At 66.4% G+C, this 24,989-nt stretch carries 20 protein-coding genes; 10 read left to right on the top strand and 10 right to left on the bottom strand.

Annotated elements, in window-relative coordinates; genetic code table 11:
* Positions 1–162: 162 nt before the first annotated feature.
* On the bottom strand, positions 163–885 hold the full coding sequence (gene phoU / locus V3388_RS00990) for a phosphate signaling complex protein PhoU (RefSeq protein ID WP_336365654.1): 723 nt from the start codon (positions 883–885) through the stop codon (positions 163–165).
* A gap of 300 nt (positions 886–1,185) precedes the next feature.
* Between phoU and V3388_RS00985 the strand changes: the two genes are divergently transcribed.
* Positions 1,186–1,590 carry an acyl-CoA thioesterase gene (locus V3388_RS00985; RefSeq protein ID WP_336365653.1) on the top strand — a complete coding sequence of 135 codons (405 nt, stop codon included), beginning with the start codon at positions 1,186–1,188 and terminating at the stop codon, positions 1,588–1,590.
* A 6-nt stretch (positions 1,591–1,596) separates the two neighbouring features.
* Here V3388_RS00985 and V3388_RS00980 read toward each other — a convergent pair whose 3' ends face one another.
* Entirely contained in the window at positions 1,597–2,784 is a 1,188-nt protein-coding gene (locus V3388_RS00980) for an MFS transporter (protein WP_336365652.1), read from the bottom strand.
* 168 nt (positions 2,785–2,952) lie between these two features.
* Between V3388_RS00980 and V3388_RS00975 the strand changes: the two genes are divergently transcribed.
* Together V3388_RS00975 and corA are read left to right on the top strand one after the other, a co-directional pair.
* Positions 2,953–3,753 (top strand): undecaprenyl-diphosphate phosphatase, encoded by an 801-nt coding sequence (locus V3388_RS00975; RefSeq protein ID WP_336365651.1) that lies wholly within the window; start codon positions 2,953–2,955, stop codon positions 3,751–3,753.
* A 49-nt stretch (positions 3,754–3,802) separates the two neighbouring features.
* A complete protein-coding gene (gene corA, locus V3388_RS00970) occupies positions 3,803–4,756 on the top strand; it encodes a magnesium/cobalt transporter CorA (protein ID WP_336365650.1) in 954 nt (317 codons plus the stop codon).
* An 82-nt stretch (positions 4,757–4,838) separates the two neighbouring features.
* Here the strand turns inward: corA and uvrD are convergent, their stop codons facing one another.
* Together uvrD and V3388_RS00960 are read right to left on the bottom strand one after the other, a co-directional pair.
* The gene (gene uvrD, locus V3388_RS00965; RefSeq protein WP_336365649.1) at positions 4,839–7,004 is read right to left on the bottom strand and encodes a DNA helicase II; all 2,166 of its coding nucleotides are present in this window, start codon (positions 7,002–7,004) and stop codon (positions 4,839–4,841) included.
* 334 nt (positions 7,005–7,338) lie between these two features.
* Complete coding sequence (locus V3388_RS00960) at positions 7,339–8,787, bottom strand: NAD-dependent succinate-semialdehyde dehydrogenase (protein WP_336365648.1); 1,449 nt, start codon at positions 8,785–8,787, stop codon at positions 7,339–7,341.
* 148 nt (positions 8,788–8,935) lie between these two features.
* Here V3388_RS00960 and V3388_RS00955 point away from each other — a divergent pair, with 148 nt between their 5' ends.
* Positions 8,936–9,949: a histone deacetylase family protein gene (locus V3388_RS00955; protein WP_336366442.1), complete on the top strand. Its 1,014-nt coding sequence runs from the start codon at positions 8,936–8,938 to the stop codon at positions 9,947–9,949.
* A gap of 27 nt (positions 9,950–9,976) precedes the next feature.
* On the opposite strand, the gene thiI is transcribed toward V3388_RS00955, so the two are convergent.
* Positions 9,977–11,428 carry a tRNA uracil 4-sulfurtransferase ThiI gene (gene thiI / locus V3388_RS00950; RefSeq protein ID WP_336365647.1) on the bottom strand — a complete coding sequence of 484 codons (1,452 nt, stop codon included), beginning with the start codon at positions 11,426–11,428 and terminating at the stop codon, positions 9,977–9,979.
* 157 nt (positions 11,429–11,585) lie between these two features.
* Here thiI and ppnN point away from each other — a divergent pair, with 157 nt between their 5' ends.
* Positions 11,586–12,968, top strand: a complete 1,383-nt coding sequence (gene ppnN / locus V3388_RS00945) for a nucleotide 5'-monophosphate nucleosidase PpnN (RefSeq protein ID WP_336365646.1) — start codon at positions 11,586–11,588, stop codon at positions 12,966–12,968.
* A gap of 15 nt (positions 12,969–12,983) precedes the next feature.
* On the opposite strand, the gene V3388_RS00940 is transcribed toward ppnN, so the two are convergent.
* Positions 12,984–13,322, bottom strand: a complete 339-nt coding sequence (locus V3388_RS00940; protein WP_336365645.1) for a c-type cytochrome — start codon at positions 13,320–13,322, stop codon at positions 12,984–12,986.
* A gap of 143 nt (positions 13,323–13,465) precedes the next feature.
* On the opposite strand from V3388_RS00940, the gene V3388_RS00935 reads away from it, so the two are divergent.
* Positions 13,466–14,563 carry an enoyl-CoA hydratase/isomerase family protein gene (locus V3388_RS00935; RefSeq protein WP_336365644.1) on the top strand — a complete coding sequence of 366 codons (1,098 nt, stop codon included), beginning with the start codon at positions 13,466–13,468 and terminating at the stop codon, positions 14,561–14,563.
* A 44-nt stretch (positions 14,564–14,607) separates the two neighbouring features.
* Here the strand turns inward: V3388_RS00935 and V3388_RS00930 are convergent, their stop codons facing one another.
* On the bottom strand, positions 14,608–15,252 hold the full coding sequence (locus tag V3388_RS00930) for an ankyrin repeat domain-containing protein (RefSeq protein ID WP_336365643.1): 645 nt from the start codon (positions 15,250–15,252) through the stop codon (positions 14,608–14,610).
* Between the two features lie 179 nt (positions 15,253–15,431).
* Positions 15,432–17,645 (bottom strand): GNAT family N-acetyltransferase, encoded by a 2,214-nt coding sequence (locus V3388_RS00925; RefSeq protein WP_336365642.1) that lies wholly within the window; start codon positions 17,643–17,645, stop codon positions 15,432–15,434.
* Positions 17,646–17,767: 122 nt separating this feature from the next.
* Here V3388_RS00925 and V3388_RS00920 point away from each other — a divergent pair, with 122 nt between their 5' ends.
* Genes V3388_RS00920 through V3388_RS00910 form a run of 3 tightly spaced genes read left to right on the top strand, consistent with a single transcriptional unit; the run spans position 17,768 to position 21,747 of the window.
* Positions 17,768–20,080, top strand: coding sequence for an ATP-dependent helicase (locus V3388_RS00920; RefSeq protein WP_336365641.1), 2,313 nt, complete (start codon positions 17,768–17,770; stop codon positions 20,078–20,080).
* A gap of 40 nt (positions 20,081–20,120) precedes the next feature.
* A complete protein-coding gene (locus V3388_RS00915) occupies positions 20,121–21,260 on the top strand; it encodes an OmpA family protein (protein ID WP_336365640.1) in 1,140 nt (379 codons plus the stop codon).
* On the top strand, positions 21,229–21,747 hold the full coding sequence (locus tag V3388_RS00910) for a DUF4124 domain-containing protein (protein ID WP_336365639.1): 519 nt from the start codon (positions 21,229–21,231) through the stop codon (positions 21,745–21,747). Before V3388_RS00915 ends, V3388_RS00910 begins: the two co-directional genes overlap by 32 nt.
* On the opposite strand, the gene V3388_RS00905 is transcribed toward V3388_RS00910, so the two are convergent.
* Positions 21,704–22,993 (bottom strand): methyltransferase, encoded by a 1,290-nt coding sequence (locus tag V3388_RS00905; RefSeq protein ID WP_336365638.1) that lies wholly within the window; start codon positions 22,991–22,993, stop codon positions 21,704–21,706. The genes V3388_RS00910 and V3388_RS00905 overlap by 44 nt on opposite strands.
* Here V3388_RS00905 and V3388_RS00900 point away from each other — a divergent pair.
* Entirely contained in the window at positions 22,992–23,711 is a 720-nt protein-coding gene (locus V3388_RS00900) for a tRNA/rRNA methyltransferase (RefSeq protein ID WP_336365637.1), read from the top strand. The genes V3388_RS00905 and V3388_RS00900 overlap by 2 nt on opposite strands.
* Here the strand turns inward: V3388_RS00900 and V3388_RS00895 are convergent.
* Positions 23,686–24,957 (bottom strand): D-amino acid dehydrogenase, encoded by a 1,272-nt coding sequence (locus tag V3388_RS00895; protein WP_336365636.1) that lies wholly within the window; start codon positions 24,955–24,957, stop codon positions 23,686–23,688. The two genes, V3388_RS00900 and V3388_RS00895, sit on opposite strands and share 26 nt — an antisense overlap.
* Positions 24,958–24,989 lie beyond the last annotated feature (32 nt).

The raw sequence follows: 24,989 nt of genomic DNA, 5'->3' as shown, positions 1-24,989 counted from the left end.
TGACATGTCGTGACCTGCGAGCAGTATCCAGCAGGAATATGTCAGTTTTATGACGAGAGATGTCAGGAGAGTATAGACGGTAAAACGCGGGCGGGAGGATTCCGTGGGACACGCGCCGGACGAGGCCGGAAGGCCCCGCCCACGCGGTTTACAGGGCGGCGATCAGTTGCCCACGACCTGCTCGGCCCACTTGGTCGAGCTGTGGCGAACGTCCTCGCCTTCCACCATGTAGATGACGTTCTCGGCGATGTTGCAGGCGTGATCGCCCACCCGCTCCAGGGCCCGCAGAATCCACATGACCGACATGCATTTGGAGATGTTGCGCGGGTCTTCCATCATGAAGGTCAGCAGAGAACGGGCGGCGGCCTTGTACTCTTCATCCACCCGTTTGTCTTCCTTCATGATCGCGATGGCGGGCTCCGGATCCAGACGGGCGAAGGCATCCAGCGCGTCCCGGAGCATGCCGCGCACATGGTTGGAAATGTGTTGTACCTCCACGTAGCCCCGGGGTGCCTTGCCCTCTTCCGCCAGGGTAATGGCCAGCTTGGCGATCTTCTTGGCCTCATCGCCCACACGTTCCAGGTCAGCCACCATCTTGATGACCGCGATCACCAGGCGCAGGTCCCGGGCGGCAGGCTGGCGGCGGGCGATGATGTTGGTGGCTTCTTCATCGATCAGCATTTCCAGGCGGTCCACCTGTTTGTCACCGTCCCGAACCTGCTCGCCCAGCCGGCCATCGTCGGTGACCAGGGCTGTCACCGCAGCCTCGATCTGGGACTCCACCATACCGCCCATCTTGAGAAAATCGGCCTTCAGCTCGGCCAGGTCCTCGTTAAAACTGGCGGAGATGTGGTTCCCGTAGTTCATATCCTTTTTGTCTGACATAACGCGTGTGCTCCAAAAGATGACGGTGCAGGCACGGACCCGTATCGGATCCACCCCCGGGGCGGGGCCCTGAACGAACGGCTAGGCCGGCATTGCCTTAATAGTAGAGGAGGCGCCAGCGCCTGCGCAAACCGGCCGGGAATAACGCCCATGGGTCGATTCCTACCAAAGCCATGTGACAAACTGATGGCGGCTTCCACCCATTCCCGCCCCGGCGCGCGAAAGGACTTGCAGCGCGCTGGCAGGCCGCTAATATGCGGGCTATCAGCGATTATAAGAAACGGAACACAGGCGCGCGCGATGACCGATTACGACGATGACAAACCCAAACCCCGGGGCGAACTGGCGATGAAAGTCGTTCCCCTACCGGCGGACACCAATGCCAACGGCGATGTCTTTGCCGGCTGGCTGGTCCAGCAGATGGACATTGCCGCCGCCACCCTGGCGGGTAGGATTTCCCGGGGGCGTAACGCCACCGTGGCCATGGACCGGATGGAATTCCTGTCACCGGTGCGAATCGGCGCCCAGGTAGGCTGCTACTGCGAGCTGGAAGACATCGGCCGCAGTTCCATGAAGATTCACGTGGAAGTCTGGACCCTGGATCGAATTGCCCAGACGCCCCGTAAGGTCACCGAGGCGCAGTTCGTGTATGTGGCCATCGACGAGCACGGCCGCATCCGGGAAGTGCCCGACCAGGCGGGTTGAGCCCGATCAGGCGCTGTTTCCGGCAAGCGTTCCCAGACGTCGGAATGCCAGTAGTCCCAGCCAGGGGCCTGGCCACAGCAGCGCCACCACCCATACCCCCAGGCTGTCCCACAGGGTACTGGTAAACCCGATCGCCGGCAGGGTTATGCCAAAGCCGATGGCGTTCATCACCGCCAGCGATGAGCCGACATACGCTTTGGGGGCCGTGGCCGCCGCCAGTGCCGAGAACTGGGGCGAATCCGCAATCACCATGACGCCCCAGGCGAACAGCAACCCCAGCAATAACCAGGGGGACGCCCCGCCCAGCCACGGATACGCCAGGCACAGCAGCGCAGACGACGACAGCGCCCCACGGGCGACACGTGCGCTGCCAATACGCCGACTGAGCAGGCCACCCACCACACAGCCCACGGCGCCAAAGGCGATAATCCCGAAACTGAACCAGGGAACGAGGCTGCCCGGCAGCGCCAGCCGCTGAAGCTCCCTGCCCACCAGCAGGGGCACCAGCATCCAGAACGCGTACAGCTCCCACATATGGCCCACGTAACCCCCGGCCACCGCGCGGAATCGGGCTTGCCTCAGCGCCACCAGCCCCTGTTTCAGGGGGACAGGTCCGGTGCTTGCGGGCAGGTGCGGCCCATCTCCCAGACACCGGATCAACCCCGCGCCGATGAGCGCCAACACCGACGCGCCCAGCATCGGCCACTGCCAGGGCATCCCCAGGGTGGCGCCCCGCATCAGGTGCGGCAGGGCCGTGCCCAGGGTCAGCATGCCCACCAACCAGGCCAGCGCGGCGCCGGCATGGCGGGGCGTCCAGGCAATCACCAGCTTCATGCCCACGGGGTAAATGCCCGCGAGGCACAGGCCGGTGGCAAAGCGCAGCAGCCAATCCGCCGGGCTGTGGCCGGCGGCCAGAACAAAGCCGCCGTTCACCGCGGCGCCAAGCACCCCCGCGACCGCGAACAGACTGCTGGCTCCAAAGCGGTCCGCCAGCCCGGTGACGGCCAGCACCAGGGTGCCCGTGATGAACCCGGCCTGAACGGACAGCGTCATCAGGCCAAGGTCGCGCTCCCCCAGCCCAAGCTCGGCGGACAGGGACAGCCAGACACCGTTGATGCTGAACCACAGGGAGGTCCCGAACAGTTGCGCCAGGACAATCACGGGCAAGGGGTAACGCCGGAGCCATTCCATCATGGTGTTGGTCTTTGTTAGGGGCGGCCTGAACCACAGTATCCGGCGGCTACCCGGGGCGGAATGCGACTTTGGTTGGTTCCTAACCAAGCCTTAATGACGCCCTCAGATTGGGCTGCTACTATCCACGCCTGCTGCTTCCCGCTCAACGCCCGGACCGGACTCAACGCCATGGATTTCATGCACGCGCTTTACCTCGGCCTGCTTCAGGGGCTGACCGAATTCCTGCCCATTTCCAGCTCGGCCCACCTGATCCTGACCCCGGTGTTTTTCGGCTGGAGCGACCAGGGCGTCGGCTTTGACCTGTCCGTGCATTTTGGCACGCTGCTGGCGGTGGTGCTCTACTTCCGCCAGGACGTGTTCGGCATCGCCCGGGACGGCCTGGTGTCCCTGGGCCGCCGCAAACTGGTGGGCCAGGGCCCGCTGGCGCTTTACCTGGTGATTGGCACCATCCCGGCGGGGCTGGCGGGGCTCGCACTGCTGGACCTGATCGACACCGTGTTGCGGGCACCGATAGTCATCTGCCTGACCACGCTGGTGTTTGGCCTGCTGTTGGGGGCGGCGGACTGGCTGCCCAAACATCGTCGCCCGCTGGAATCGCTGAACTGGAAAGACGCGCTGATCGTTGGCCTGGCGCAGGCGGTGGCGTTGATTCCGGGCACGTCCCGCTCCGGCATTACCATGACGGCGGGCCTGTTTTTGGGCATGACACGGGAGGCCGCCTCCCGGTTTTCCTTCCTGCTGTCCATCCCGATCATCGTGCTGGCCGCCTCCGTCAAACTGCTGGAAGCCGCCACCTCGGGTGTGGCCGTCGACTGGAGCGGATTTCTGGTGGGCGGCGTCACCTCGTTTGCCATGGCCATCATTACCATCCATTTCTTCCTGAAAGGGCTGAGCACCGTGGGCATGTGGCCCTATGTGATCTACCGGGTCATCCTGGCCGCCGTGATCTACGCCGTTCTGTTGCAATAACCGAATGGCACGCTAGCCTGAAACCGAGCCTGAACCTGGGAGCCGGACCATGCTGAGATTTTTCAAGATTGTGAATGGCCTGATCAAGGAGCTGGACATTCCCGCCGACGCCATTCGCGCGCGCCTGCACGAGGCGGACTGGATTGACGCCCACGAACCGGACGAGGACGAACGACAGCTGCTCCAGGGCATGCTGAAAACCGACGTGCCAGAATTCGACGACGTCGAGGAAATCGAGGCGTCCGCCCGCTGTTTCGTCGACCAGGCCGGCATTCATGTGCACTCCCTGTTCCTGACCCAGGCGGACGGCCGGCACTCCACCGTATCCGTCGCCTGCATCCTCCAGCGCCACTGCCTGATCACCGTGCGAGAGGGCGAACTGGCGGACTTCCGCCTGATGCGCATGCGCGCCCGGCGCGGCCAGGTGGAAGCCCAGGACCCGGCGGGACTGCTGGTGACCTTGCTGGAACAGAAGGTGGAGAACCACGCCGACGGCCTCGAAGACCTGCATCGCCAGTTGGAGGACGTCAGCTATCTGGTGCTGGAGGACGAAGACGCCGAGCTGGATGAAGCCATCAATCGGCTGGCCAAGCTGGAGGACAGCAACGGGAAAACCCGCCTGTGCCTGATGGACACCCAGCGCAACATCTCGTTCCTGCTCCGCCACCTGAGTAAAGACAACGAGCTGCGGGAAACCCTGCGGGAGATCAACCGGGACATCGAAACCCTGATGTCCCACACCACCTTCCTGTTCGACAAGATCAACTTCCTGATGGACTCCACCCAGGGCTTTATCAACATCGAACAGAACCAGATCATCAAGATCTTCTCCATTGCCGCCGTCGTGTTCCTGCCCCCCACCCTGGTGGCCAGCATCTACGGCATGAACTTTGTGCACATGCCGGAACTGCAGTGGCGGTTCGCCTATCCGGGCGCGATCGGGCTGATGGTGCTGGCGGGCATCGCGCCCTATTGGTACTTCAAGCGCAAGGGTTGGTTGTGAACCTGGGGTCAGATGAAAACGGGGTCAGATGAAAGCGTTCATCTGACCCCGTTTTCATCTGACCCCGGCTGTTGATTCTGACCTAACAAGCCTCCAGCGGCGCATACGCCAGCACCAGCCACTTGGCGCCCTCATCAAAATTCACCTGCACCCGGGTGTGGTGGCCGGTGCCTTCGGAATTCATCACAATGCCCTCACCGAACTTCGGATGGCGAACCCGCTGGCCAAGGCTGAAGCCGGACTGCTGGGCGGAGTCCTGGCTGAACAGGCTCTCGTTCGGGCGTTCGACCATCGCCGGTCGCGTGACGGTGTTTCGCAACCGGACTTCCTGCAGGCAGTCGCCGGGAATCTCCCGGGCGAAGCGGGACAGGGCGTTGAACTTTTCCTGGCCGTATAGCCGACGGGATTCCGCGTAGGTGAGCACCAGCTGTTTCATGGCGCGGGTGATGCCGACATAGGCCAGCCGACGTTCCTCTTCCATGCGGCCCGGTTCTTCCAGCGACATGCTGTGGGGGAACAGGCCCTCTTCCACGCCCGCCAGGAACACCAGCGGGAACTCCAGGCCCTTGGCGGAGTGCAGGGTCATCAGCTGCACGCTGTCTTCGTGGGCATCCGCCTGGGCTTCGCCGGCGTCCAGCGCCGCCTGGGCAATGAATTCCGCCAGCGGGTCCACGCCTTCCTCCACCGCGTAGTCCGAGAGCGCGTTGACCAGTTCCTCCAGGTTTTCCACCCTGGCCTGGCCCTTCTCGCCCTTTTCACTGGCGTGGTAATCCTTCAGCCCGCTCTCCTCCAGCGCCTGTTTCATCAGGCCCTGCAGGGACGCGCCGTCGGCCATGTCCGTTAGCCGGTTGATGATGCCGAGAAACGCCTCCAGGCCCGTGCGGGCCCGGCCCTTGATCTGGCCCGCCGCCAGCAATCGTTCAGCGGATTCCCACAGGGAAATGCCCTGCTCGGTGGCGTACGCCCGCAGCTCCGCCAGGCTCTTGGCGCCGATGCCCCGGGTGGGAATGTTCACCACCCGTTCGAAGGCGGCATCGTCCCGGCGATAGTGCACCAGGCGCAGGTACGCCAGGGCGTTGCGGATTTCCTGCCGGTCGTAGAAACGAAGGCCCCCATACACCCGGTACGGCACGCCCTGGCGCATCAGGGCTTCTTCCAGCACCCGGGACTGGGCGTTGGAGCGGTAAAGGATGGCCACCTCGCTGCGCAGGTTGCCCTGGTCCACCCAGGCGCCGATGCTGTCGGCGATGTAGTTGGCCTCGTCCTGCTCGTTGAACGCCGCGTACAGGCTGATGGGCTCGCCCTCGGGGCCGTCGGTCCACAGCTCCTTGCCGAGCCGCCCCTGGTTGTTGGCGATCACCGCGTTGGCGGCTCTCAAGATGGTCCGGGTGGACCGGTAGTTCTGCTCCAGCCGAACCAGCCGGCTGTTGGGAAAATCCTGCTGGTACTGCTGAATGTTCTCCACCCGGGCCCCGCGCCAGCCGTAGATGGACTGATCGTCGTCACCGACCACCGTCAGCGGCACCCGGTTACTGGCCAGTACCTGAAGCCAGGCGTACTGGATGGTGTTGGTGTCCTGGAACTCGTCCACCAGAATGTGTTGGAAACGCGACTGGTAATGCGCCCGCAGCTCAGGCCGGTGCAGCCAGAGTTCGTGGGAACGCAGCAGCAGTTCGCCAAAATCCACCAGCCCGCCCTGATGGCACAGGGCCTCGTAGCCCCGATAGATCTTCAGCATGGTGGCGGTGAAATGGTCGCCCGGATTCTCCTGGATGTGATCGGCCCGCAGGCCTTCGTCCTTCTGGGCGTTGATGAACCACTGGGCCTGTTTCGGCGGCCACTGGCTCTCGTCAATCTGGTTCTCCCGCATCACCCGCTTGATCAGCCGCAGCTGGTCGTCGCTGTCGAGCACCTGGAAGTTCTCCGGCAGGCCGGCGTCCTGCCAGTGGGCCCGCAGCAGGCGATGGGCAATGCCGTGGAACGTGCCAATCCACAGGCCCCGGGTGGGGATCTGCATCATCTGCTCGACCCGGTAGCGCATCTCCCGGGCGGCCTTGTTGGTAAAGGTGACCGCCAGAATCGAGGTGGGCGGCACCCGGTCAACCGTCATCAGCCAGGCCATCCGGTGCACCAGCACCCGGGTCTTGCCACTGCCGGCACCGGCCAGCACCAGCAGGTGATCGTTCTGTGCGGTGACCGCCTCGCGCTGGGCGTCGTTGAGGGAGTCGATGATGTGGGAGACGTCCATAGAAACCGGGTTCGCTACTGGTTAAATACACAGGGTATACGGAAGATCGAGAGTATAACAGGTCAGGGACCTGTGTCGCGGGGGCATGGGTACTACCAGATTGGCGGGCTGTCAGATTGGCGGGCTGTTTTACTTCGGGGGCATGCACCGGCAAGACGCCCTGTTCAGCGTCGACAAAGCGCGGGGGAGGGCCTCGTTCCAGGACTGTCTGTGGCCAGGGATGGCCGCAGCCAAGCGCACACGGACGTGCTTGTAGCGTGTCCTGGAACGAGGCCCTCCCCCGCGCGACACCCCCACACGCAAAAGCTGGGGGGGGGTAGTGGCGACGCCCGGGTCAGAACCCCCGGGGCACGGTCTGCGGTTCGACGAACTCGAACAGCCCCTCAAGGCCACCCTCGCGGCCGATGCCGGAGGCCTTCATGCCACCAAACGGCGCTTCTGGCGTCGGGCCGGTGCCGGTGTTCCAGCCGACATGGCCGAACCGGAGACCGGCGGCCACGCGCTGGGCGCGCTCGGCGTTGCCGGTGAACACGTAGGAGGCCAGGCCGAACTCGGTGTCGTTACCGGCGTCGATCACTTCTTCCTCCGTACGGAACAGGGCCATGGGCACCAGCGGGCCGAAGGTCTCCTCCTGGTAGCAGCACATGTCTCGGGTCACGCCGTGCACCACCGTCGGCGGGAAGAACAGGCCGTCGCCAAGCTCGCTCGGCTGCTTGCCGGCGACCAGTTTGGCGCCCTGCTGGAGCGCGTCTTCCAGGTGCCGCTTGACCTTGTCGAAGCCCGGCTGGTTGATCAGCGGGCCAATGTCCACGCCGTCCTTCATGCCGTCGCCGACGGTCATTTTGGCGACGCGGTCCGCCAGTTTCTGGCCGAACGCATCCGCGACTTTCTCATGCACGAAGATCCGGTTGGCGCACACGCAGGTCTGGCCGCCGCCACGGAACTTGTTGGCAATCAGGTTATCGGCCGCCGCGTCCAGGTCGGCGTCGTCGAATACGATGAACGGCGCGTTGCCGCCCAGCTCCAGGGCCAGCTTCTTGACCTGCTCGGCGGTATCCACGATCAGTTTGCGGCCCACTTCGGTGGAGCCGGTGAAGCTGAGCATGGGCACGTCCGGGTGCTCGCAGAGCACCTTGCCGATCACACTCGCCTTACCCATCACCAGGTTGACCAGTCCGTCCGGCAGGTCCAGCTTGTCCATCAGGCTGAACAGGGCAATCATGGTCAGTGGCGTTTCGCTGGCCGGTTTGATCACCGACGGGCAACCGGCGGCCAGGGCCGCGGACAGCTTCTTGGCGATCATGCCGATGGGGAAGTTCCAGGGCGTGATCAGGCCGGTGACACCCACCGGGCGGTAATGCACGGTCCAGGTACAATCCTTGGGCTTTTCGGGGATGGTGTGTGCGTCCAGGGCCTGAATGTGCTTGGCGCAGTAATCGAAGAACCCGGCGGCGTAGTCCACCTCGCCCTGGGCTTCTTTCCAGGGTTTGCCGTGCTCCAGGCACAGGATTCGGCCCATTTCCTCGCGGTTGTCCTTGAGCGCGTCCCGAATGTCTACCAGCCATTTGCGGCGGGTTTCCAGTGGGTAGGGCTGGGTCAGCTTCAAGGCGCCCTTGCCGGCCGCCACAGCCGCTTCCACATCTTCCGCCGGCATGGACGGCACTTTCGCAATAACCTCGCGCGTGGCGGGATTGTAGACATCAAAGGTGTTGCCGCCGGCGCTGTCAGTCCAGCGTCCGCCGATGTAGCCAGTAAGCTTCGCAAGCAGGGGTGACTCGATCATCTCGGCTCCTTTTCCGTGTGGGGTGACGCACCGATCCGGATCGGGTTGCGCCGCTATCGAATGTCTTCCATAGTGGATCTTGAGTCTATACCTGTAAAGTCAAGCCCCGACTTTTCCCGTCGGAGCCGGATCCAGAGGAGCCCGGATGATGAAAGCGTTTTTCCACCCGTCCCAGGACCTGCATGTTCCCAAGACGTATTTTACCCGGGGGCAAATGCGCGAGCCGCAGGAGGTACCCGCCCGTACCGAGCTGATGCTGGAAGGTCTGAAGGAACTGGGCATCTCGGTGCTGCAACCGGCCGACCAGGGCGCGGGCCCGATTTCCCGGGTGCACGATCTGGGCTATCTGCGGTTCCTGGAATCCGCCCACCGGCGCTGGCAGGAGATGGGCGACTGGGGCGATGAGGTGATGTCGAACATTTTCGTCCGTTCGCCCAACGCCATGAAAGGCGTTCTGGCGGAAGCGGCCCGTTACCTGGCGGACGGCAGTTGCCCGATCGGTGAGCACACCTGGACCGCCGCCTACTGGTCCGCTCAGTCCGCCCTCGGCGCCGCCGACGCGCTGATTGCCGGTGACCGCACCGCCTACGCGGTCTGCCGCCCGCCCGGGCACCACGCCCGCAAGGACGCCGCCGGCGGCTTCTGCTACCTGAACAACGCCGCGATTGCCGCCGAGCATCTGCGGCGGCGGTTTGGCAAGGTGGCGATTTTGGATTCGGACATGCACCACGGCCAGGGCATCCAGGAGATTTTCTACGACCGCAGCGACGTGCTCTACGTGTCCATCCATGGCGACCCCACCAACTTTTACCCGGTGGTCACCGGCTACGAGGACGAGCGCGGCGAAGGCGAGGGCTACGGCTACAACATCAACCTGCCCATGCCCCACGGGTCCAGCGAGGCCTACTTCTTCGACAAAGTGCAGGAAGCACTGACCGCAATTCGCCTGTACCAGCCGGACGTGCTGATCCTGACCCTCGGGTTTGACGTCTACGAGAACGACCCCCAGGCCAAGGTGTCGGTCACCTCAGAAGGCTTCCATCGCCTCAGCCAGGCGGTATCGGAGCTGCGCCTGCCGACCCTGATCGTGCAGGAGGGCGGCTACGATCTGGAGGCGCTGTCCACCAACGTCAAACAATTCTTCCAGGACCTGGTGGACTGACCCCGCCACCCCCTTCTGACCCCGGCTTCAGGCCGGGGCGTACACCTTGAAGTTCCGGTGGCCTTCGGCCCGCAGGTGGCCGGCGTGCATCCGGCTCATGCTGCCCCGGTCGCAGTACAACAGGTACTGGCGGCCGGCGGGCAGGCGCTCCACCCGCTGGTTCAGCTCGTAGAAGGGGATGGCGAGGACGTCGTTGTTGGTGAGCGACAACGGGGCCTGCTCCTGCTCGGCGGGGTGGCGCACGTCGATGATCACGTCATCCACCGCCGGCGTCTGCACCAGTTCCACATCCTCGACCGTCCGGTTGCCCTCCAGCAGGCGGTTCACCGGGGTTGCTACCCGGCTCTCAATGGCCCGTTCCAGCACGGCCGGGTCCATGGTGGCCTCATCCGCCAGCACCCGGTCCAGCTTCGAGCGGGTGGCCGGCTTCTGGCTGATCACACCGCAATACTCCGGCATGTTCCGCGCAAAGCTTTCCGTCCCAATGTCCCGGGCGATGCGGATGATGTCCTGTTTGTCCATGGCAATCAGCGGCCGCAGCACCACCTCATCGCTGGCCCGATCCACCACGTTCAGGTTGGACAGGGTCTGGCTGGACACCTGAGCGGCGGCATCGCCCATCACCAGCCCGGAGGCGTTGATGGTGGGCGCAATCCGGGCCGCGGCCTTGAGCATCTGTCGCTTGAGCACCACGCCCCAATGCCGGTGGCTGACGGTGCGCAAGATCTCGGCCACCACGTCCTCGAACGGCACCGAGACAAACTGGACGCCGTGGGAGGCGCCGTAACGTTCCCACAGGTAATGGGCCACCTGGCGCACCCCCACCTCGTGGGCGGTGCCGCCGAGATTGAAAAACAGGAAATGACTGCGCAGGCCCCGGCGCATCATCAGGTAGGCGGCCACCGAGGAATCGTAGCCGCCGGAGAGCAGGGTCAGCACGTTTTCGACCGTGCCCAGGGGGTAACCGCCCAACCCCTCGTGGCGGCGCTGCGCGACGTGGAAGTCGTTCTCGCGCACCTCAATGCGTACCTCCACCTGGGGCGAGCGCAGGTCCACGCCGCCGGTGTCGTAGGCCCGCAGCAGCGCTGCGCCCACGGCCCGCTCAATGTCGCCGGAACGGAAGCCGTGCTGCCCCAGACGACGGGCCCGCACCGCGAAGGTACGGCCCTCGAGGCGGCCGGCGTAATCGGCTACGGCCCTGGCAACGATGTCATCAAGGGAGGTCAGCGGGTAGCGAGCGATTTCCTGGATGGTGGAGATGCCCGGGATCCGCATCAGCACGTCCACCGCCGGGCTGAGCAGGCCGCGATCCTCCGGCAGGGTCACGTCCACCCGGTCCCAGGTGCCGTCCACCCGAATCGCCGGATCCAGCCGGACCAGCAGCTTGCGGATATTCTGGCGCAGCTGGCGCATCTGTTGCTGGCGAACGGGTTTGCTCTTGATGGCCACTTCCGGGGCCGGGCGAATCAGCAGCTTCATAGATCGGATTTTCGTCGGGTGGCGTAAACAATGGAAAACCCTTAGTGTACCTTTTTGCCGGAATGCCCTCCAATGAGGCATGCCCGAAACACCCATGCCCGCCCCGGCGATACCCGTCCGGCGGAGCTGCCTGATTCGCAAGGAGTGTGATTGCCCCATGACCGTCCCCACCATCAATGCCCTGGTGTCCCCGGAAGGGTCCCTCGAAATTCTGTCCAACCACGAAGTCAACCGAATCAAGGACAGGAGCGAGGGCGGCCTGTACCGGCTGTTCCGTCAGTGTGCGCTGGCCGTACTGAACACCGGCGTGGAAACCGACGACTGCAAGGCATTGATGGAAGCCCACGCGGACTTTGACGTGCGCCTGGTGCAGCAGCCCCGGGGCGTGAAGCTGGAACTGATCAACGCCCCGGCGCATGCGTTCGTGGACGGCGAGATGCTGCGGGCCATCCGGGAGCACCTGTTCTCGGTGCTGCGGGACATCGTGTACACCCACTCCATTCCCGAAACCGTGCCCGGATTCCGCCGCAGCGAGCCGGAGGAAATCACCAACCTGGTGTTCCAGATCCTGCGCAACGCCGGCGTGCTGGAAGCCGGCCGTCACCCGGACATGGTCGTGTGCTGGGGTGGGCATTCGATCGGCCAGTCGGAATACCAGTACAGCAAGGACGTGGGCCATCAGCTTGGCCTGCGGGGCCTGAGCATCATCACCGGCTGTGGCCCCGGGGCCATGAAGGGCCCGATGAAGGGTGCCACCATCGGCCACGCCAAGCAGCGCATCCGTGACGGCCGCTACGTGGGCATTACCGAGCCGGCCATCATCGGCGCCGAAGCCCCGAACCCGATCGTCAACGAGCTGGTCATCCTGCCGGACATCGAGAAGCGCCTGGAGGCCTTCGTGCGCTGCGGCCACGGCGTGATCGTCTTCCCCGGCGGCGTTGGCACCGCGGAGGAAATCCTGTATCTGCTGGGCATCCTGCTGCACCCGGACAACGCGGACCTGCCCTTCCCCGTGGTGTTCACCGGCAGGCAGGAAAACGCCGAGTACTTCGAGATGATCGACAAGTTCATCCGCAACGCGCTCGGGGACGAGGCCGCCAGCAAGTACGACATCATTATCGACGATCCGGTGCGGGTGGCGCAGACCATGCGCGACGGCATGAAGGAGGTGGAAACCTTCCGCCGGGCCATGCAGGACGCCTACTACTTCAACTGGATGCTGAAAATCGACCCGGTGTTCCAGTTCCCGTTCGAGCCCACGCACCAGAACATGCGCGCCCTGGAACTGCACCGGGACCAGCCGGCGCACCTGGTGGCGGCCAACCTGCGCAAGGCGTTCAGCGGGATTGTCGCGGGCAACGTGAAGGAAGCCGGTATCCGGCAGATTCAGGAGAAAGGGCCGTTTGAACTGGCCGGCGACCCGACCCTGATCAAACCGCTGGAAGCGATGCTGGAGCAGTTTGTCGCCCAGAACCGGATGAAGCTTCCCGGCAGCCAGGCCTACCGGCCCTGCTACCGGATTGTCGGCAGCGGCGTCTGAGCCGCGCCGCCCGGTTTACTGGCCGCCACCGGCCGGCAGTTTTGCGAAGTAGGCAGCCAGGTTGTCGATCTGCTCATCGGTGAGCGACGCCGCCTGGCCCTGCATGATGGCGGCCTGGCCGCCGGCACGCTGACCGCTCCGGTAGGCCTTCAGGGCCGACACCAGATACGCCTCGTTCTGCCCGGCCAGGCTGGGGTAGACCGGAATTGCGGAGATGCCGTTCTGACCGTGGCACGCCGCGCAGCGGGCGCCGGCCAGCGCCTTGCCGGCCTCGGCATCGCCGGCAGACACAGCGCCAGCCTGGCCCAGCAAAACAGCGACAGCGGCAACAAACCGCAAGCAACGAAGAGTCATGATCCGGGCCCGTGTTGGATGGCGTGAACGACGCCAAGGGGATACGTGTTTGATCGGCTGTTATATCACACTCGCCGATGATCCCCGAAACGCGCCCGAACCGTCCATGATCCGGCCAACGGAAACCCAGAAGAGGCCTTTCGATGAGCATTGAGTCCCGGGAACTGCCCTGCACCGAAGGTAGGATTGGCCGGCTGACGCTGAACGCGCCGAACCGGTTGAACGCCCTGAGCCAGGCGATGATTGAACAGATCGGCGAGACCCTGGACCGGTGGGCCAGCGACGACCGGATCTGCCTGGTGGTGCTGGACGGCGCCGGCGACCGGGCCTTCTGCGCCGGCGGTGATATCCGCCAGCTACACGACACCCTGAGCAGCCCGGGCGGTGCCGACACCGCCGGGGCGTTTTTCTCCCGGGAGTACCGGGTGGACTACCACCTGCACCGGTTCCCGAAACCCGTGGTGGGCATCGGCCACGGGGCCGTCATGGGCGGTGGCCTCGGTCTGCTGTCCGCCTGCCGCTATCGGCTGGTAACGCCGGACCTGACTCTGGCCATGCCCGAGATCGCCATCGGCCTGTTCCCGGACGTCGGCGCCAGCTGGTTCCTTAACCGCCTGCCTGGGCGCCTGGGTCTGTTCATGGGCCTGACCGGCGCGCGCCTGAACGTCAGCGACGCCCTTCGGGTCGGCCTGGCGGACCTGGCGCTGGCCCCGGAGGACCGGGAGCGGCTGCTGGTACACCTGCAGGAGCAGCGCTGGACCGGCGATGCACCGGCGGACGACAATCGCCTGTACCGCCTGCTGAACCAGTGGCAGGGGCCGGATTACCACAGCCTGCCCGCCAGCCACCTGGCTCGACACGAACAGGCCATTGCCCGCCTGAGCGCCGGCGCGACCCTGCCAGACGTGGTGAACCAACTGCTGGCCTCGGCCTCGGACGACCCCTGGTGGCAGAGCTGCATGGATAACCTGCGCACCGGCTGCCCGGTGTCGGCCTGGCTGGTGTGGACCCAGTTGGGCAAGGCCCAGCAGATGTCACTGAAGGATGTGTTCAGAATGGAATTGGCGATGGCCCAGGCCTGCTGCCGGCACCCGGATCTGCCCGAAGGCATTGCCGCTCGGCTGATTGAGCGCCGGCCGCCGGTCTGGTCCTACCCGTCCGTCGAGGCGGTACCGGCGGAGGTGGTTGAGGAGCACTTCCGCCCCGAGTACACCGATCACAACGATCCGATGGGGCTGTAAAACCGCTCCGTTACCGGCAACGCCCCGACACCGGCCTGCGGGGCTCAGCGCCGGGCGCCCGCCTGCACCAGCAGCATTTCCAGGTCCTCGTTGCCTATGGCCCGTGCGCGATCGAGGGCGGTATCTCCGTCGGGGGCCTGGTAGTGGACGTCGGCGCCCGCTGCCAAAAGCATCTCCGCCGTCAGCAGGTCGCCGTTGTCGACGATTTTCATCAGCAGGGAGTCGCCCCCCTGGCTGACATTCACATTCGCCCCCGCCGTCAGCAGCGTCTTCACCACCGACAGATTGCCCTGCTCTGCGGCACGGATGATGGCGGTGTTACCGTCGCGATCCGCGGCGTTGACCCGGGCGCCTCCGGACAGCAGCAACTCGACCATCCGGCGGTTACCCTCGCCGGCCGCTACCATCAGCGGCGTCTCGCCGGAGGCGTCCGCCAGATCCGGGTCGGCGCCCTCGGACAGCAGGTACCAGGCGATGCGGGCCTCTCCAGCCCGCACCGCCGCCATCAGGGGGGTGCCCGCTTCCGTCACCGTATTCAGGGCGCTGCCGGACTGCACCAGTGCGGTAACCTGTTCCAGCTCTCCATTGGACGCCGCCTGCCAGAGCGGTGACTGTTCGCTGGCGGAGGCGTGATGGTCCAGGTTTCGCTCCACCGGTTCCGAGGCGCAGCCTGCAAGACCGGCCAACATCGCAAACACCGCAGAAACGGCCAGGCGGTGGCGTAAGCGGCATGAAGGGTATGAAGAGCGATGCCGCGCCATGCGCGAGCATCGGTAAAAGGCGCCGAGTTCCCTGGCCATGGCCGAGATCCTGTCAAGAAGTGTGGGCCTATTCTGCTCAGCCCCGGCGGGAATTTACAGCGAACCGGTCACAACTCCTTACAACCGCGCGCAACGTCCCGGCGCGGCACGTCCCGGGCCAGCCAGGCGGCCACCAGGCGTCGCAGCCGGTCTTCGCCGTCCCGGGCGCCCAGGCACAGCCCCGACGCCTGAGCCGTGGCCCATGGCCGCTCCTGCAACACCACCGATGTCCACAGGGACGCGTCCGCCTGTCCTGCCAGCCAGGGTGCATAGCCGGGCATCCGGATCAGCGCTTTCAGCGCCGGCAGGCAAAGGGCCAGGCCCCAGTGACCACCGGCAAACCGGCTCAGATCGTCCTGTACCCCGGGCTCGGGCGCGTCTTCCCTGGCGGGCAGCGCCCCGCTGATCGCCAGCACCAGTGCCGGCGCGAGCGTGGGCCAGTGTCGGGGCAGACCGTGGCACCAGAAGCGGGCCAGACGCTGATGCAGGTGCCGGGTCAGCCGGTCGCCGCTGGCGTTCAATCCGGTCAGCACCTGCAGGGGATACTCCCCACTGGACGCCTCCCGCTGGAATCCCAGCCGGACCGGCGTGAAGCCCGACGACCGCCAGAAGGCCAGCAGGTCCGACGTGCCGCCGAAGCTGCTGCCCACCGCGTCCAGCCCCCGTGCCCGGGCGTCGATCAGCGCCTCCGACAGCAATTGCCGGCCAACCCCCAAGCGGCGCTGCTCCGCCGACACCGCCACCCGCACCACCCGCAGCAGGCGCAGGCGGGCGGCGTCCGGTTCCCCACCGTGATTGGCCAGGGACTGAGCCAGCAGATGCCCCCGAAGCCGCCGCTCGCCGTTAGCCACCTGCGCCGCCAGCCCGGCGGAAAAGCCGCCTTCCACGGTCCCCCACAGAACGCCCACAAGCCGATCGCCCCGGCGCGCTACCCAACTGAGGGCCGCCGGATCATCCAGCCACTGGCGCAGGTCCGAGGGGTGGGTACGATAGTGAGCGTCCACCAACAGGCCGAAGGCCTCCCGTCGTTCGGCGTCGCTGGCCGTGGCCGGTCGCCAGGGCGCGATGGTCAGCGGCCCGGCGGCAGGCTCGCCGACGTCTTCACCCTTGGAGGCTGAGAGCAGAAACAGCCGGTCCACGAGCGCCTCGAGGGGGTCCGATCGGGCCCAGCGGATTGGGTCCCGCAGCCGACACAGTCGCCACTGCGGCGTGATTCGGTCCAGAACGGCCTGGAATCGCACTTCGAAGCCCCGGCCGGTGCCTTCATACCCATTCACGGTGGTGCAGAACGCCACCCTCGGCCAGCCGGTAAGGCATTGGGTGAGGGTGCCGGGCGGCAAGGCGGCGGCTTCGTCCACCAGCAGCACTTCCGCGTCCGGGCGGTTGGCCAGGAGCTCATCTGGCGGGCAGAACGTCAGGCGGGCGCCGTCAGCGGTGATCAGGCCGCCCGCTTCACGCTCGGCCAGGCTGTCGCCCAGAGCCTGCTCCGCGTGGGCAAAGAGGGTGTCCACCTGGGCCCGGCTCGGCGCCGTAACCAGCACCGAACGGCGGCCCTCCTGCAGTAGCCGGGCCGCCGCCTGCCCCAGCGCCGCCGATTTGCCGCGGCCCCGGTCGGCGCGAATCACCAGCGGGCGCCGCCGTCGGCCCTGGCCAAAGCGGACGATCTGCGCCACCAGCGCCGCCTGCTCGGGGGTGCCCGCCACCCGGAACGGCGCGTCGGGGTCGGCCAACTCCGGCAGCCGGGTGCGTTCGGGCGCCTCGGCGGTCACCCGGATCACCGAGTCGTCCGCCGCCAGCACCTGGGCGAGGCGATCGGCGAAGGGGTGATCGCCGTCGTGGTCCAGCCCGACCCGACGATAGTCCGGGTCCGGCCATTGCCGCCACTGGGACAGCGGCGGCATCAACCAGAACAGCAGCCCACCGGCGGCCAGGGTACCCGCCAGGGCAGCCCAGGCATCGGGCGGGTTGCCCTGCCAGCCGTCCAGCACCAGCCACCGGGACGATCGGCCCAGCCAGCCGCCGGCGTCTTTGGGGGTCAGCGCCGATACCCGCTCCAGATCGTCTAGCCAGACCGGTGGGGAGCGTCCTGCCCACAAACCGGGGGCGTCACCAACGGGCAACTGCAGCAAGAGGGCGCGAAGCCAGGCCAACGCGGCGTCACGATCACCTTCCACCAGCACCAGCCGGCGCTCGCCCCGCCGGGCCAACTGCTTCACCAGACGGCCCCAGTCCCCGGGCCGGGAGAACGCGGGCGCGTCGGCAGACGGGCGGGTTGGGCACATGGGCAAACTCCGAGGGAATGCTGAACGGTCGCCAGGAACCTCAGGGATCGTGGCCGATAACTCTCGCCGGCCATTATGCGGCAGCGCTATGCCCTCTGCCAGTTGGCCGCTACAATGGCGCCATGCCATCCGATACCCCATGGGTCAGCGCCAGCCCACCTGCATCCGACACCGCCGAGGCCGGCGCTCACCTGCCGGACTACCTGACCGACGAGCAGCGGGAGATCATCACCGCGGGCTACGAGCATTCGGTGATCACCGCCGTGGCCGGCAGCGGCAAGACCTCCACCCTGGCCTGGCGCATTCGCTTCCTTCTGGAGCAAGGCCACGACCCGGCCCGGATGCTGGTGCTGATGTTCAACCGCAGCGCCCGCACGGATTTCGGCCGCAAGCTGGCCGCCGTGTGCGCCAATACCAGCCTGGCCCTGCCGGACATCCGCACCTACCACAGCATGGGCCTGCGGCTGTACCGCCGATTCGTGCGGGAAGGCTACCTGCCCGACTTCTCGGACAACATCCTGAGCGAGCAGGATATCCACTATCAGGTCTGGCAACTGACCCGCCGGCTGGCACCGGAGGACCTGGCGGACGACATCCGGCGCAACAAAAAAGAGTTTGTGGAAGTGGCCGCCGGATTCATCGACCTGGTGAAAACCACCCTCTCCCCCGCCGAGCAGGTGTTCGAGACCCAGGGTTACGCCAGCCGCCACCGCTACCTGGTAGACCTGTTCCACAGCTTTGAGCAGTGGCGCAAGCGCCAGGGCCGCATCAGCTACGCGGACATGCTCTACGAGCCGGTGATGGCGATCCACCAGAACCCGCCCCTGCAGCGGCTGGTGGCCAACAAGATGGACCTGATCCTGGTGGACGAATACCAGGACACCAACGAGGTCCAGCACCTGCTGCTGCGCTACGTGGCCGGCGAGCGGGCGCGGGTGACCGTGGTCGGCGACCCGGACCAGACCATCTATGAGTTCCGGGGTGCCCGGCCGGAGTTCATCCTGCGCCGGTTCAGCGACGAGTTCGAGAGCCCCCGGGAGCACACCCTGAGCTACACCTTTCGTTACGGCCATCGGGTGGCGCTGCTGGCCAACCACCTGATCAGCCACAACACCGGCCGCAAGGACGTGCTCTGCCACGCCCACCCCAGCACGCCGGACACCCGCATTCACCTGCATCGCGCCGACAGCGACGCCGACCAGGTGCTGTCGGTGCTGCAATCCATGGCACCGGACGCCCGGGATGACAGCGCCATCCTGTTCCGGGTGTGGAGCCAGAGCGTGCCGATTGAGCTGAAGCTGCTGGCGAGCGGCATGCCCTACCGGATCGACGCTGGCAAGGGCGCGCTGTTCAGCCGGGAGCTAAAAGCCATTACCGCCCTGCTGCAACTGGTCACCGGCCGGGTCGGGGCCCTGCCGGACCACGATCGCCTGGAGCGGGCCAGGGTGCTGCTGCGGTTTCCCCACATTGGCCTCAAGGAACCGGAGCTGGAACAGCTGGCCCAGGGCCTGGCCCAGTCCGGTGACGACTGGGCCGGCGTGCTGCTGGCGGTGGACACCTCGTCGCTGGCGCCGCTGCCCGGGCGCAAGATCCGCCGCCTGGGTGAGGTGCTGGGCCAGCTCCGGGGCTACCGGGGCCCGGTGGCCGGACTGCTGACCGTCTACGCCGAACACACGGAGCTGTACGACGGCCTGCGCAGCCTGGCGATGACCCACGAAGCCGCCGAGGAGCGCATCGATACGCTCGACGGATTCCGGCGTTATTTCAAAGGCCTGGGCGTGGACGCCGAAGGCGCCCTGGCGCACCTGGACACCCTGCAACAGAGCGCCGGCGCCGGGCGCACCGGCGGACCGCTGCTGTCCACCATCCACCGGACCAAGGGGCTGGAGTGGTCGGCGGTGCTGCTGCCGGGCCTGCAGGAAAAATACCTGCCCTACCAGCCCAGGTCCCAGGACAACGCCCAGGACGCCCTGGAGAGCGAGCGCCGGCTGATGTACGTGGCGATGACCCGGACCCGTCACCAGCTGCACCTGATCACCCGTGCCGCCAGCGCCCGCCCGCACCTGGACGGGGACGAGGGCCCCAGCCGCTTCATTGCCGAATGCGCCTTCGAGCTGTCGGAGGAACTGGGCGACCGGCTGACCGAACGGGCGGATGGCGCCCTGACCGAGCTCAGGGTGTCCGCACCGGTGACTCCCATCGCTCAACGCTACGCACAACGGGAGGGGATCACTCTCGAGGGCGAAGAGGCCATAGGGATAAGCCGCAGCGGTCCGGTCTGGCAAAGCACGCGTATCCACCATACGATCTTCGGCACCGGTACTGTGGTCATGGAGGACGCTCGGAGCTTCGAGGTTTGCTTCGACAACGGAGACACGCTGAATTTCAGCAAGCAGAGTGCCCACCTCTATTTCACGCCGGCGCCGTCGGACTGACCCCCGACACAACCTCAAAAAGGCAATAAGGAGGCTCTGGATGAGCACCACTCGACCGATCGCCCTGGCGATCCTGACCACCGCCCTGGCCTCGCCCGTCCTGGCCGACGAGCATCAGGAAACCATTTACCTTAACCCGTTCGCCGGCTTCCAGCTGTTTGACGACGCCCGCGACCTGAGCGAAACCGGCACCTTTGGTGTTGGCGTGGAGTACCGTTTCCTGCCCCGCTGGGCGGTGGAAGCGGTTTACTCTAGGGCCGAGGCGGATCGCAAATACGCCGGAGGCAATTCGGACTTTGACGAGATTCGCCTGGACGGCACCTACTATTTTGCCGGCCCGGACACCGCGTGGAATCCGTACGTGTCCCTGGGCGCCGGTAACGCTGACTTCGGCAACGGCCCGGCCAGCATCCACACCGCAGGTACCAACCACGAGGAAACCCGGGTGAACATGGGCACCGGCGTGCGCTACAACGTCAGCGACAGCATTTCCCTTCGGGGCGACCTGCGGGAGTTCCACGGCATTGACGAGAGCACCTTCGACACCATGGTGTCCCTGGGCCTGAGCGTGGCCTTCTCCCGCACCGTGGGCAGCCCCGAACCGGCGCCAGCCCCGGCCCCGGCACCGATGCCGCCGGCGGACAGTGACAACGACGGCGTGATTGACGCCACCGACCAGTGCCCGAACACCCCCGCTGGAACCTCGGTCGATACCCTCGGCTGCGAGCTGGACAGCGACAACGACGGCGTGGTCAACAGCGCCGACGAATGCCCGAACACCACCGCCGGCGCCACGGTGGACGCCAAGGGTTGCGAGGGCATAGTCGAGACGGTACAGACGTTCTCCATCCAGGTGCAGTTCCCCACCAACAGCTCGGTGATCGGCGACCGCTACGACGACGAGTTGCGCAAAGTCGCAGACGCCCTCAAGGCGAATCCGGAAACCGTGGTGGAAGTGGCCGGCCACACGGATAGCCGGGGCAAGGCCAGTTACAACCAGTGGTTGTCCCAGCGCCGCGCCGAAGCCGTCGCCGGCCGCCTGACCGGCAAGCTCGGCGTAGACCCGGATCGGGTATCCGCCAAAGGCTACGGCGAATCCGAGCCGGTCGCGTCCAACGACACCGTCGACGGCCGCGCCCAGAACCGCCGTGTGGAAGCCCGCATCCAGATCCGGCGCTAAGCCGGGCCTGAACCGACTCGGCCCGTCGTTCGCGCTGGCCGCGTTGTTGACCGCACCGGTGATGGCCCACAGCGCCATCTACCGGTGTGAGTCGGAGCAGGGCGTTCGGTTCACCGATCAGCCCTGCCCCGGCGCTGGCGAGGCGGTTGAGATCCGGGATCCCCGGGTCGGCCGTCTCGACCAGAACCTGCCGGAACCGTCGGCACCCGCCGCAGACGAACCGCCAGATCCGGCGGAAACCGCCGACAACGGCACCTGCCGCTTCATCAATTCCACGGATCTCAGGCGCTATCTGGTGCGCGAACAGGTGGTTCGGGGCATGACCCGGGACCAGGTTCGCCGGGCCTTCGGATCGCCACCCGAGACCTACCCCAGCCCCCAGGAAGTGTGGATTTACCAGACCCGCTACTACGGCGCCCTGTACGAACTGATCTACGTGTATTTCAGGGACGGCTGCGTGGACCGGGTGGAGTATCGAAAACCCTGATGGCATCCAGCAGCAGGTTCCGGGGCGTGAGGTTGCGCTCGCAGAATTCCCCCAGTCGTACCCGGTAGCCCCGCTCCTCCAGATACACCGCGTAATCGAGCACCAGCCAGAGCTCCAGGGGCCGGCGGAACAGGTGCCGCAGCAACTCGTGCCGGCGCACCTGTCGCAGACGCCGGGCGCCGGCCGCCCGCCATCGATCCCAGTCCAGGCCGTCGGGCAGGGCCAGCCCCTTGCGGGCCGCCGCCCACCGGCAGAACGCCGCAAAGCCGTCCTGAAGCAGGTGCGTGGGGTGTGGGGGTACCGGCAGATACTCATCGTCTTGCCGCAGCGTCCGCTGCAGCTCATCAAACCCCAGCCGCCACTGGCGGGCCAGATCCGTCTGGGCCTGCACCCGGGCCGGGGCGGTCACGGTTTCCTGAACCGCCAACCGCAGGGTGTCCCGGTCCACCGTCAAGGCGCCCGGGGTGCCCCGGGCCAAGTCGGACAGGGGGCGGTACAGCGGCTGGGCGTGCAGGTGATAGCAACAGGGGGACAGGCTCAGGCGCGGCGCACCGGCGTCGGCCGCCCGAGTAAGCAACCGGCGGTGCAGATCGCCGCAGGCGTGCAGGGCCACCCCGTGGGTGCCCTCCGGCCAGGCCAGCTCCGGGTCCATCACGTCTTGCGCCCGCAGGCGTACCGGATCCCCGAACCGTTCTGCCAGGCCGTTGCCGTCCGCGACCAGCGGTGTCTGCCATTCCAGCCCAACCACTGACGGCGCGCCGGCGCTGGCCAGCGTACGGGCCAGGTGACCCTTGCCGCAGCACCAGTCGAGCACCGGGTCCACCAGCGGCGTAATCGCCGCGGCAAAGGCGCCGGCCTGCTCCCGTTTGCGCCCGGGCATGTCCACCGCCCGGCGCTCCGGCAGGGTGGCGGCCCGTGCATCTGCCGAGCCGGTCACCTGAGGCAGCGCGATTCGCGCTCTGTGCTCCGGCAATCCCAGATGATCAGCCAGCTCCGGCAGGGCGTGGGTCAGGGCCGTCGCGAGTTGCACCGGTTGCTGTTCGTAACGGTCGCAGTCTGCGTCGTCCAGGGCGTCCAGCCAGTCGGCCAGCGCCGGGAAGGCACGGATCCAGTGCGGGGCTGGCTCGGTGAACGGCGATGGCCGCCAGAGCGCTTCATGGGTCGCCAGCCAGGCGTTCAGATCACACCACCGGGAGTAAAACCCGTGCGACGGCTGGTGTACACTCTCGGCCGGAGGAATCGTCATGCAACTTGCCTTTGTCCTGGTGGAACCCAAGGTTCCGGAAAACGTTGGCGCGGCGGCGCGGGCCCTGTGCACCATGGGGTTCGGCCATCTGTGGCTGGTCAACTCGGATCTTCATACCAAACCCGAGGCCCACTGGCTGGCCCACGGCAGCGACCACCTGCTGGATAACGCGCGCATTTTCCCCGATCTGGCGGCGGTAAGGAACGCCGTCGACCTGATGATCGGCACCTCCGCCAAACCCCGCCACAACCGGCACGACTGGCACCCGCCGGCAGCCCTGCGCCAGACCCTCGCCAACAAGGGCGACCGCGTGGCCACGGCAGCGCTGGTCTTTGGTCGGGAAGACCGGGGCCTGGCCAACGAGGAACTGGACGCGTGCGACCTGCTCACCGGTTTCCCGATGGCGGTCACGTACCCGTCCCTGAACCTGGCCCAGTCGGTCATGCTCTACGCCTGGGAGCTGTCCGGCCTGGCGGCGGACGCCACCCCGGGGCCTGCGCCGGCGGACGCCCGACTGGGGGCTCTGCGCCAACGCCTGGAACGGCTGCTGCCGGCCCTGGACGCCCCGGACGGCAGCAAGTTGCAGCAATGGGCGCTCGAGCGCCTGCCGCTGCTCACCGAGCGGGACCTCGGCTTTGTGCACACGCTTTGCGGCAATCTGGAGCGGCGGCTTGCCGGGGCGGCGGACAAACCTACTCCTGATAACGGCCCGGCCTGAACGCGTCCAGGGGCACGGCGGTCGGCTCGCCTTCGATGACCTGGGCGATCACCGAGGCGCTGCCTGCCGACAGGGTCCAGCCAAACGTGCCGTGGCCGGTGTTCAGGTACAGGTTGTCCCGGGGGCCCTGGCCGATAATCGCGGGGCCATCCGGCGTCATCGGCCGGAAACCGGTCCAGGTTTCCGCCGCATCCAGGTCGGCGCAGCCAGGGTAACGGGACTGTACGGATTTCCGAATGGTGGCGATGCGGGCCTCCGGAATGTTCCGGTGAAAATCCGCCAGCTCCACGAACCCGGTGGCCCGCAGCCGGTCGCCCAGGCGCGTGGACACCACTTTGTACTGGTCGTCGTGAATGGTACTGGTGGGCGCTTTCGCCGGGTCACTCAGGGGCACCGTCAGACTGTAGCCCTTGATCGGATAGATGGGCAGGCGCAGGCCCAGGGGCCGAACCAGTTCCGGCGACCAGCAGCCGGCACAGATGACACAGGCATCCACCTCGAGCACTTCCCGGTCGCCCCGTTCGTTGGCCAGGGCAATGGCGTCCACCCGCTGGCTGCCGGCGATCAGGTTATCCACGGACACCCCGTAGCGGAAGGTCACCTGCTGGCGTTCGCACGCCGCCGCCAGTGCTTGGGAGAATTTGTGGCAGTCGCCGGTGCCGTCGGTGTCATAACTGATGGCGCCATAGAGCGGGCCGTTGCCGGTCATGCCCGGCTCCTGCTCCCGCACCTGTTCGGGGCTGAGCAGGCGCGAGGCAATACCCATCTCCGTGAGCAGCCGGTGAACGCTCCGGTAGCCCTCCAGCGCCTCCGGGGTGCTGGCCAGGTGAAGCAGGCCCTTGTGGGCGCCATCAAAATCCAGCGGGAGGCTTTCTTCCAGCGCCAGGAACCGGTCCCGGCTGTGCATGGCCAGCCGCAGCATGGCCCGCCGGTTCAGCCCGAACAGGCCCGGTGACCAGGCGTAGCGCAGAGTCGAGAACAGGAATTTCAGCGCCGCCGGCGACGGCGGCAGGCGCAGCTTCAGGGGGCCATCCTGGCGCATCAGGTAGGGCAACGCCTTCCACACCATGGCCGGGTCGGCCCAGGGATAGACCACCCCATAGGACCGCTGGGCGGCGTTGCCCTTGCTGGTCTCATTGCCTGCAACCGGGTGCCGCTCCAACACCGTGACCCGGTGCCCCCGCTGCGCCAGTTCATAGGCCGTGGTGGTCCCCACCACGCCCCCGCCGACAACCGCAATATGCATGCACATCCTCCGTCGCTTCCTATCGGTCCAAT

The organism is Marinobacter sp. C2H3 (assembly GCF_037080155.1).
Taxonomy (GTDB): Bacteria; Pseudomonadota; Gammaproteobacteria; order Pseudomonadales; family Oleiphilaceae; genus Marinobacter.
Note: the sequence above shows the minus strand (reverse complement) of the source record. Positions and strands in the feature narration are given on the sequence as shown.

Excerpts from the sequence above, each read along its gene's own strand:
- V3388_RS00985 (WP_336365653.1), top strand. The coding sequence starts at position 1,186 with ATGACCGATTACGACGATGACAAACCCAAACCCCGGGGCGAACTGGCG.
- V3388_RS00895 (WP_336365636.1), bottom strand. The coding sequence starts at position 24,957 with ATGCATATTGCGGTTGTCGGCGGGGGCGTGGTGGGGACCACCACGGCC.
- ppnN (WP_336365646.1), top strand. The coding sequence starts at position 11,586 with ATGACCGTCCCCACCATCAATGCCCTGGTGTCCCCGGAAGGGTCCCTC.
- V3388_RS00975 (WP_336365651.1), top strand. The coding sequence starts at position 2,953 with ATGGATTTCATGCACGCGCTTTACCTCGGCCTGCTTCAGGGGCTGACC.
- V3388_RS00930 (WP_336365643.1), bottom strand. The coding sequence starts at position 15,252 with ATGTTGGCCGGTCTTGCAGGCTGCGCCTCGGAACCGGTGGAGCGAAAC.
- V3388_RS00925 (WP_336365642.1), bottom strand. The coding sequence starts at position 17,645 with ATGTGCCCAACCCGCCCGTCTGCCGACGCGCCCGCGTTCTCCCGGCCC.
- V3388_RS00935 (WP_336365644.1), top strand. The coding sequence starts at position 13,466 with ATGAGCATTGAGTCCCGGGAACTGCCCTGCACCGAAGGTAGGATTGGC.
- V3388_RS00905 (WP_336365638.1), bottom strand. The coding sequence starts at position 22,993 with ATGACGATTCCTCCGGCCGAGAGTGTACACCAGCCGTCGCACGGGTTT.
- V3388_RS00920 (WP_336365641.1), top strand. The coding sequence starts at position 17,768 with ATGCCATCCGATACCCCATGGGTCAGCGCCAGCCCACCTGCATCCGAC.
- V3388_RS00900 (WP_336365637.1), top strand. The coding sequence starts at position 22,992 with ATGCAACTTGCCTTTGTCCTGGTGGAACCCAAGGTTCCGGAAAACGTT.
- phoU (WP_336365654.1), bottom strand. The coding sequence starts at position 885 with ATGTCAGACAAAAAGGATATGAACTACGGGAACCACATCTCCGCCAGT.
- thiI (WP_336365647.1), bottom strand. The coding sequence starts at position 11,428 with ATGAAGCTGCTGATTCGCCCGGCCCCGGAAGTGGCCATCAAGAGCAAA.
- corA (WP_336365650.1), top strand. The coding sequence starts at position 3,803 with ATGCTGAGATTTTTCAAGATTGTGAATGGCCTGATCAAGGAGCTGGAC.
- uvrD (WP_336365649.1), bottom strand. The coding sequence starts at position 7,004 with ATGGACGTCTCCCACATCATCGACTCCCTCAACGACGCCCAGCGCGAG.
- V3388_RS00980 (WP_336365652.1), bottom strand. The coding sequence starts at position 2,784 with ATGATGGAATGGCTCCGGCGTTACCCCTTGCCCGTGATTGTCCTGGCG.
- V3388_RS00915 (WP_336365640.1), top strand. The coding sequence starts at position 20,121 with ATGAGCACCACTCGACCGATCGCCCTGGCGATCCTGACCACCGCCCTG.
- V3388_RS00960 (WP_336365648.1), bottom strand. The coding sequence starts at position 8,787 with ATGATCGAGTCACCCCTGCTTGCGAAGCTTACTGGCTACATCGGCGGA.
- V3388_RS00955 (WP_336366442.1), top strand. The coding sequence starts at position 8,936 with ATGAAAGCGTTTTTCCACCCGTCCCAGGACCTGCATGTTCCCAAGACG.
- V3388_RS00940 (WP_336365645.1), bottom strand. The coding sequence starts at position 13,322 with ATGACTCTTCGTTGCTTGCGGTTTGTTGCCGCTGTCGCTGTTTTGCTG.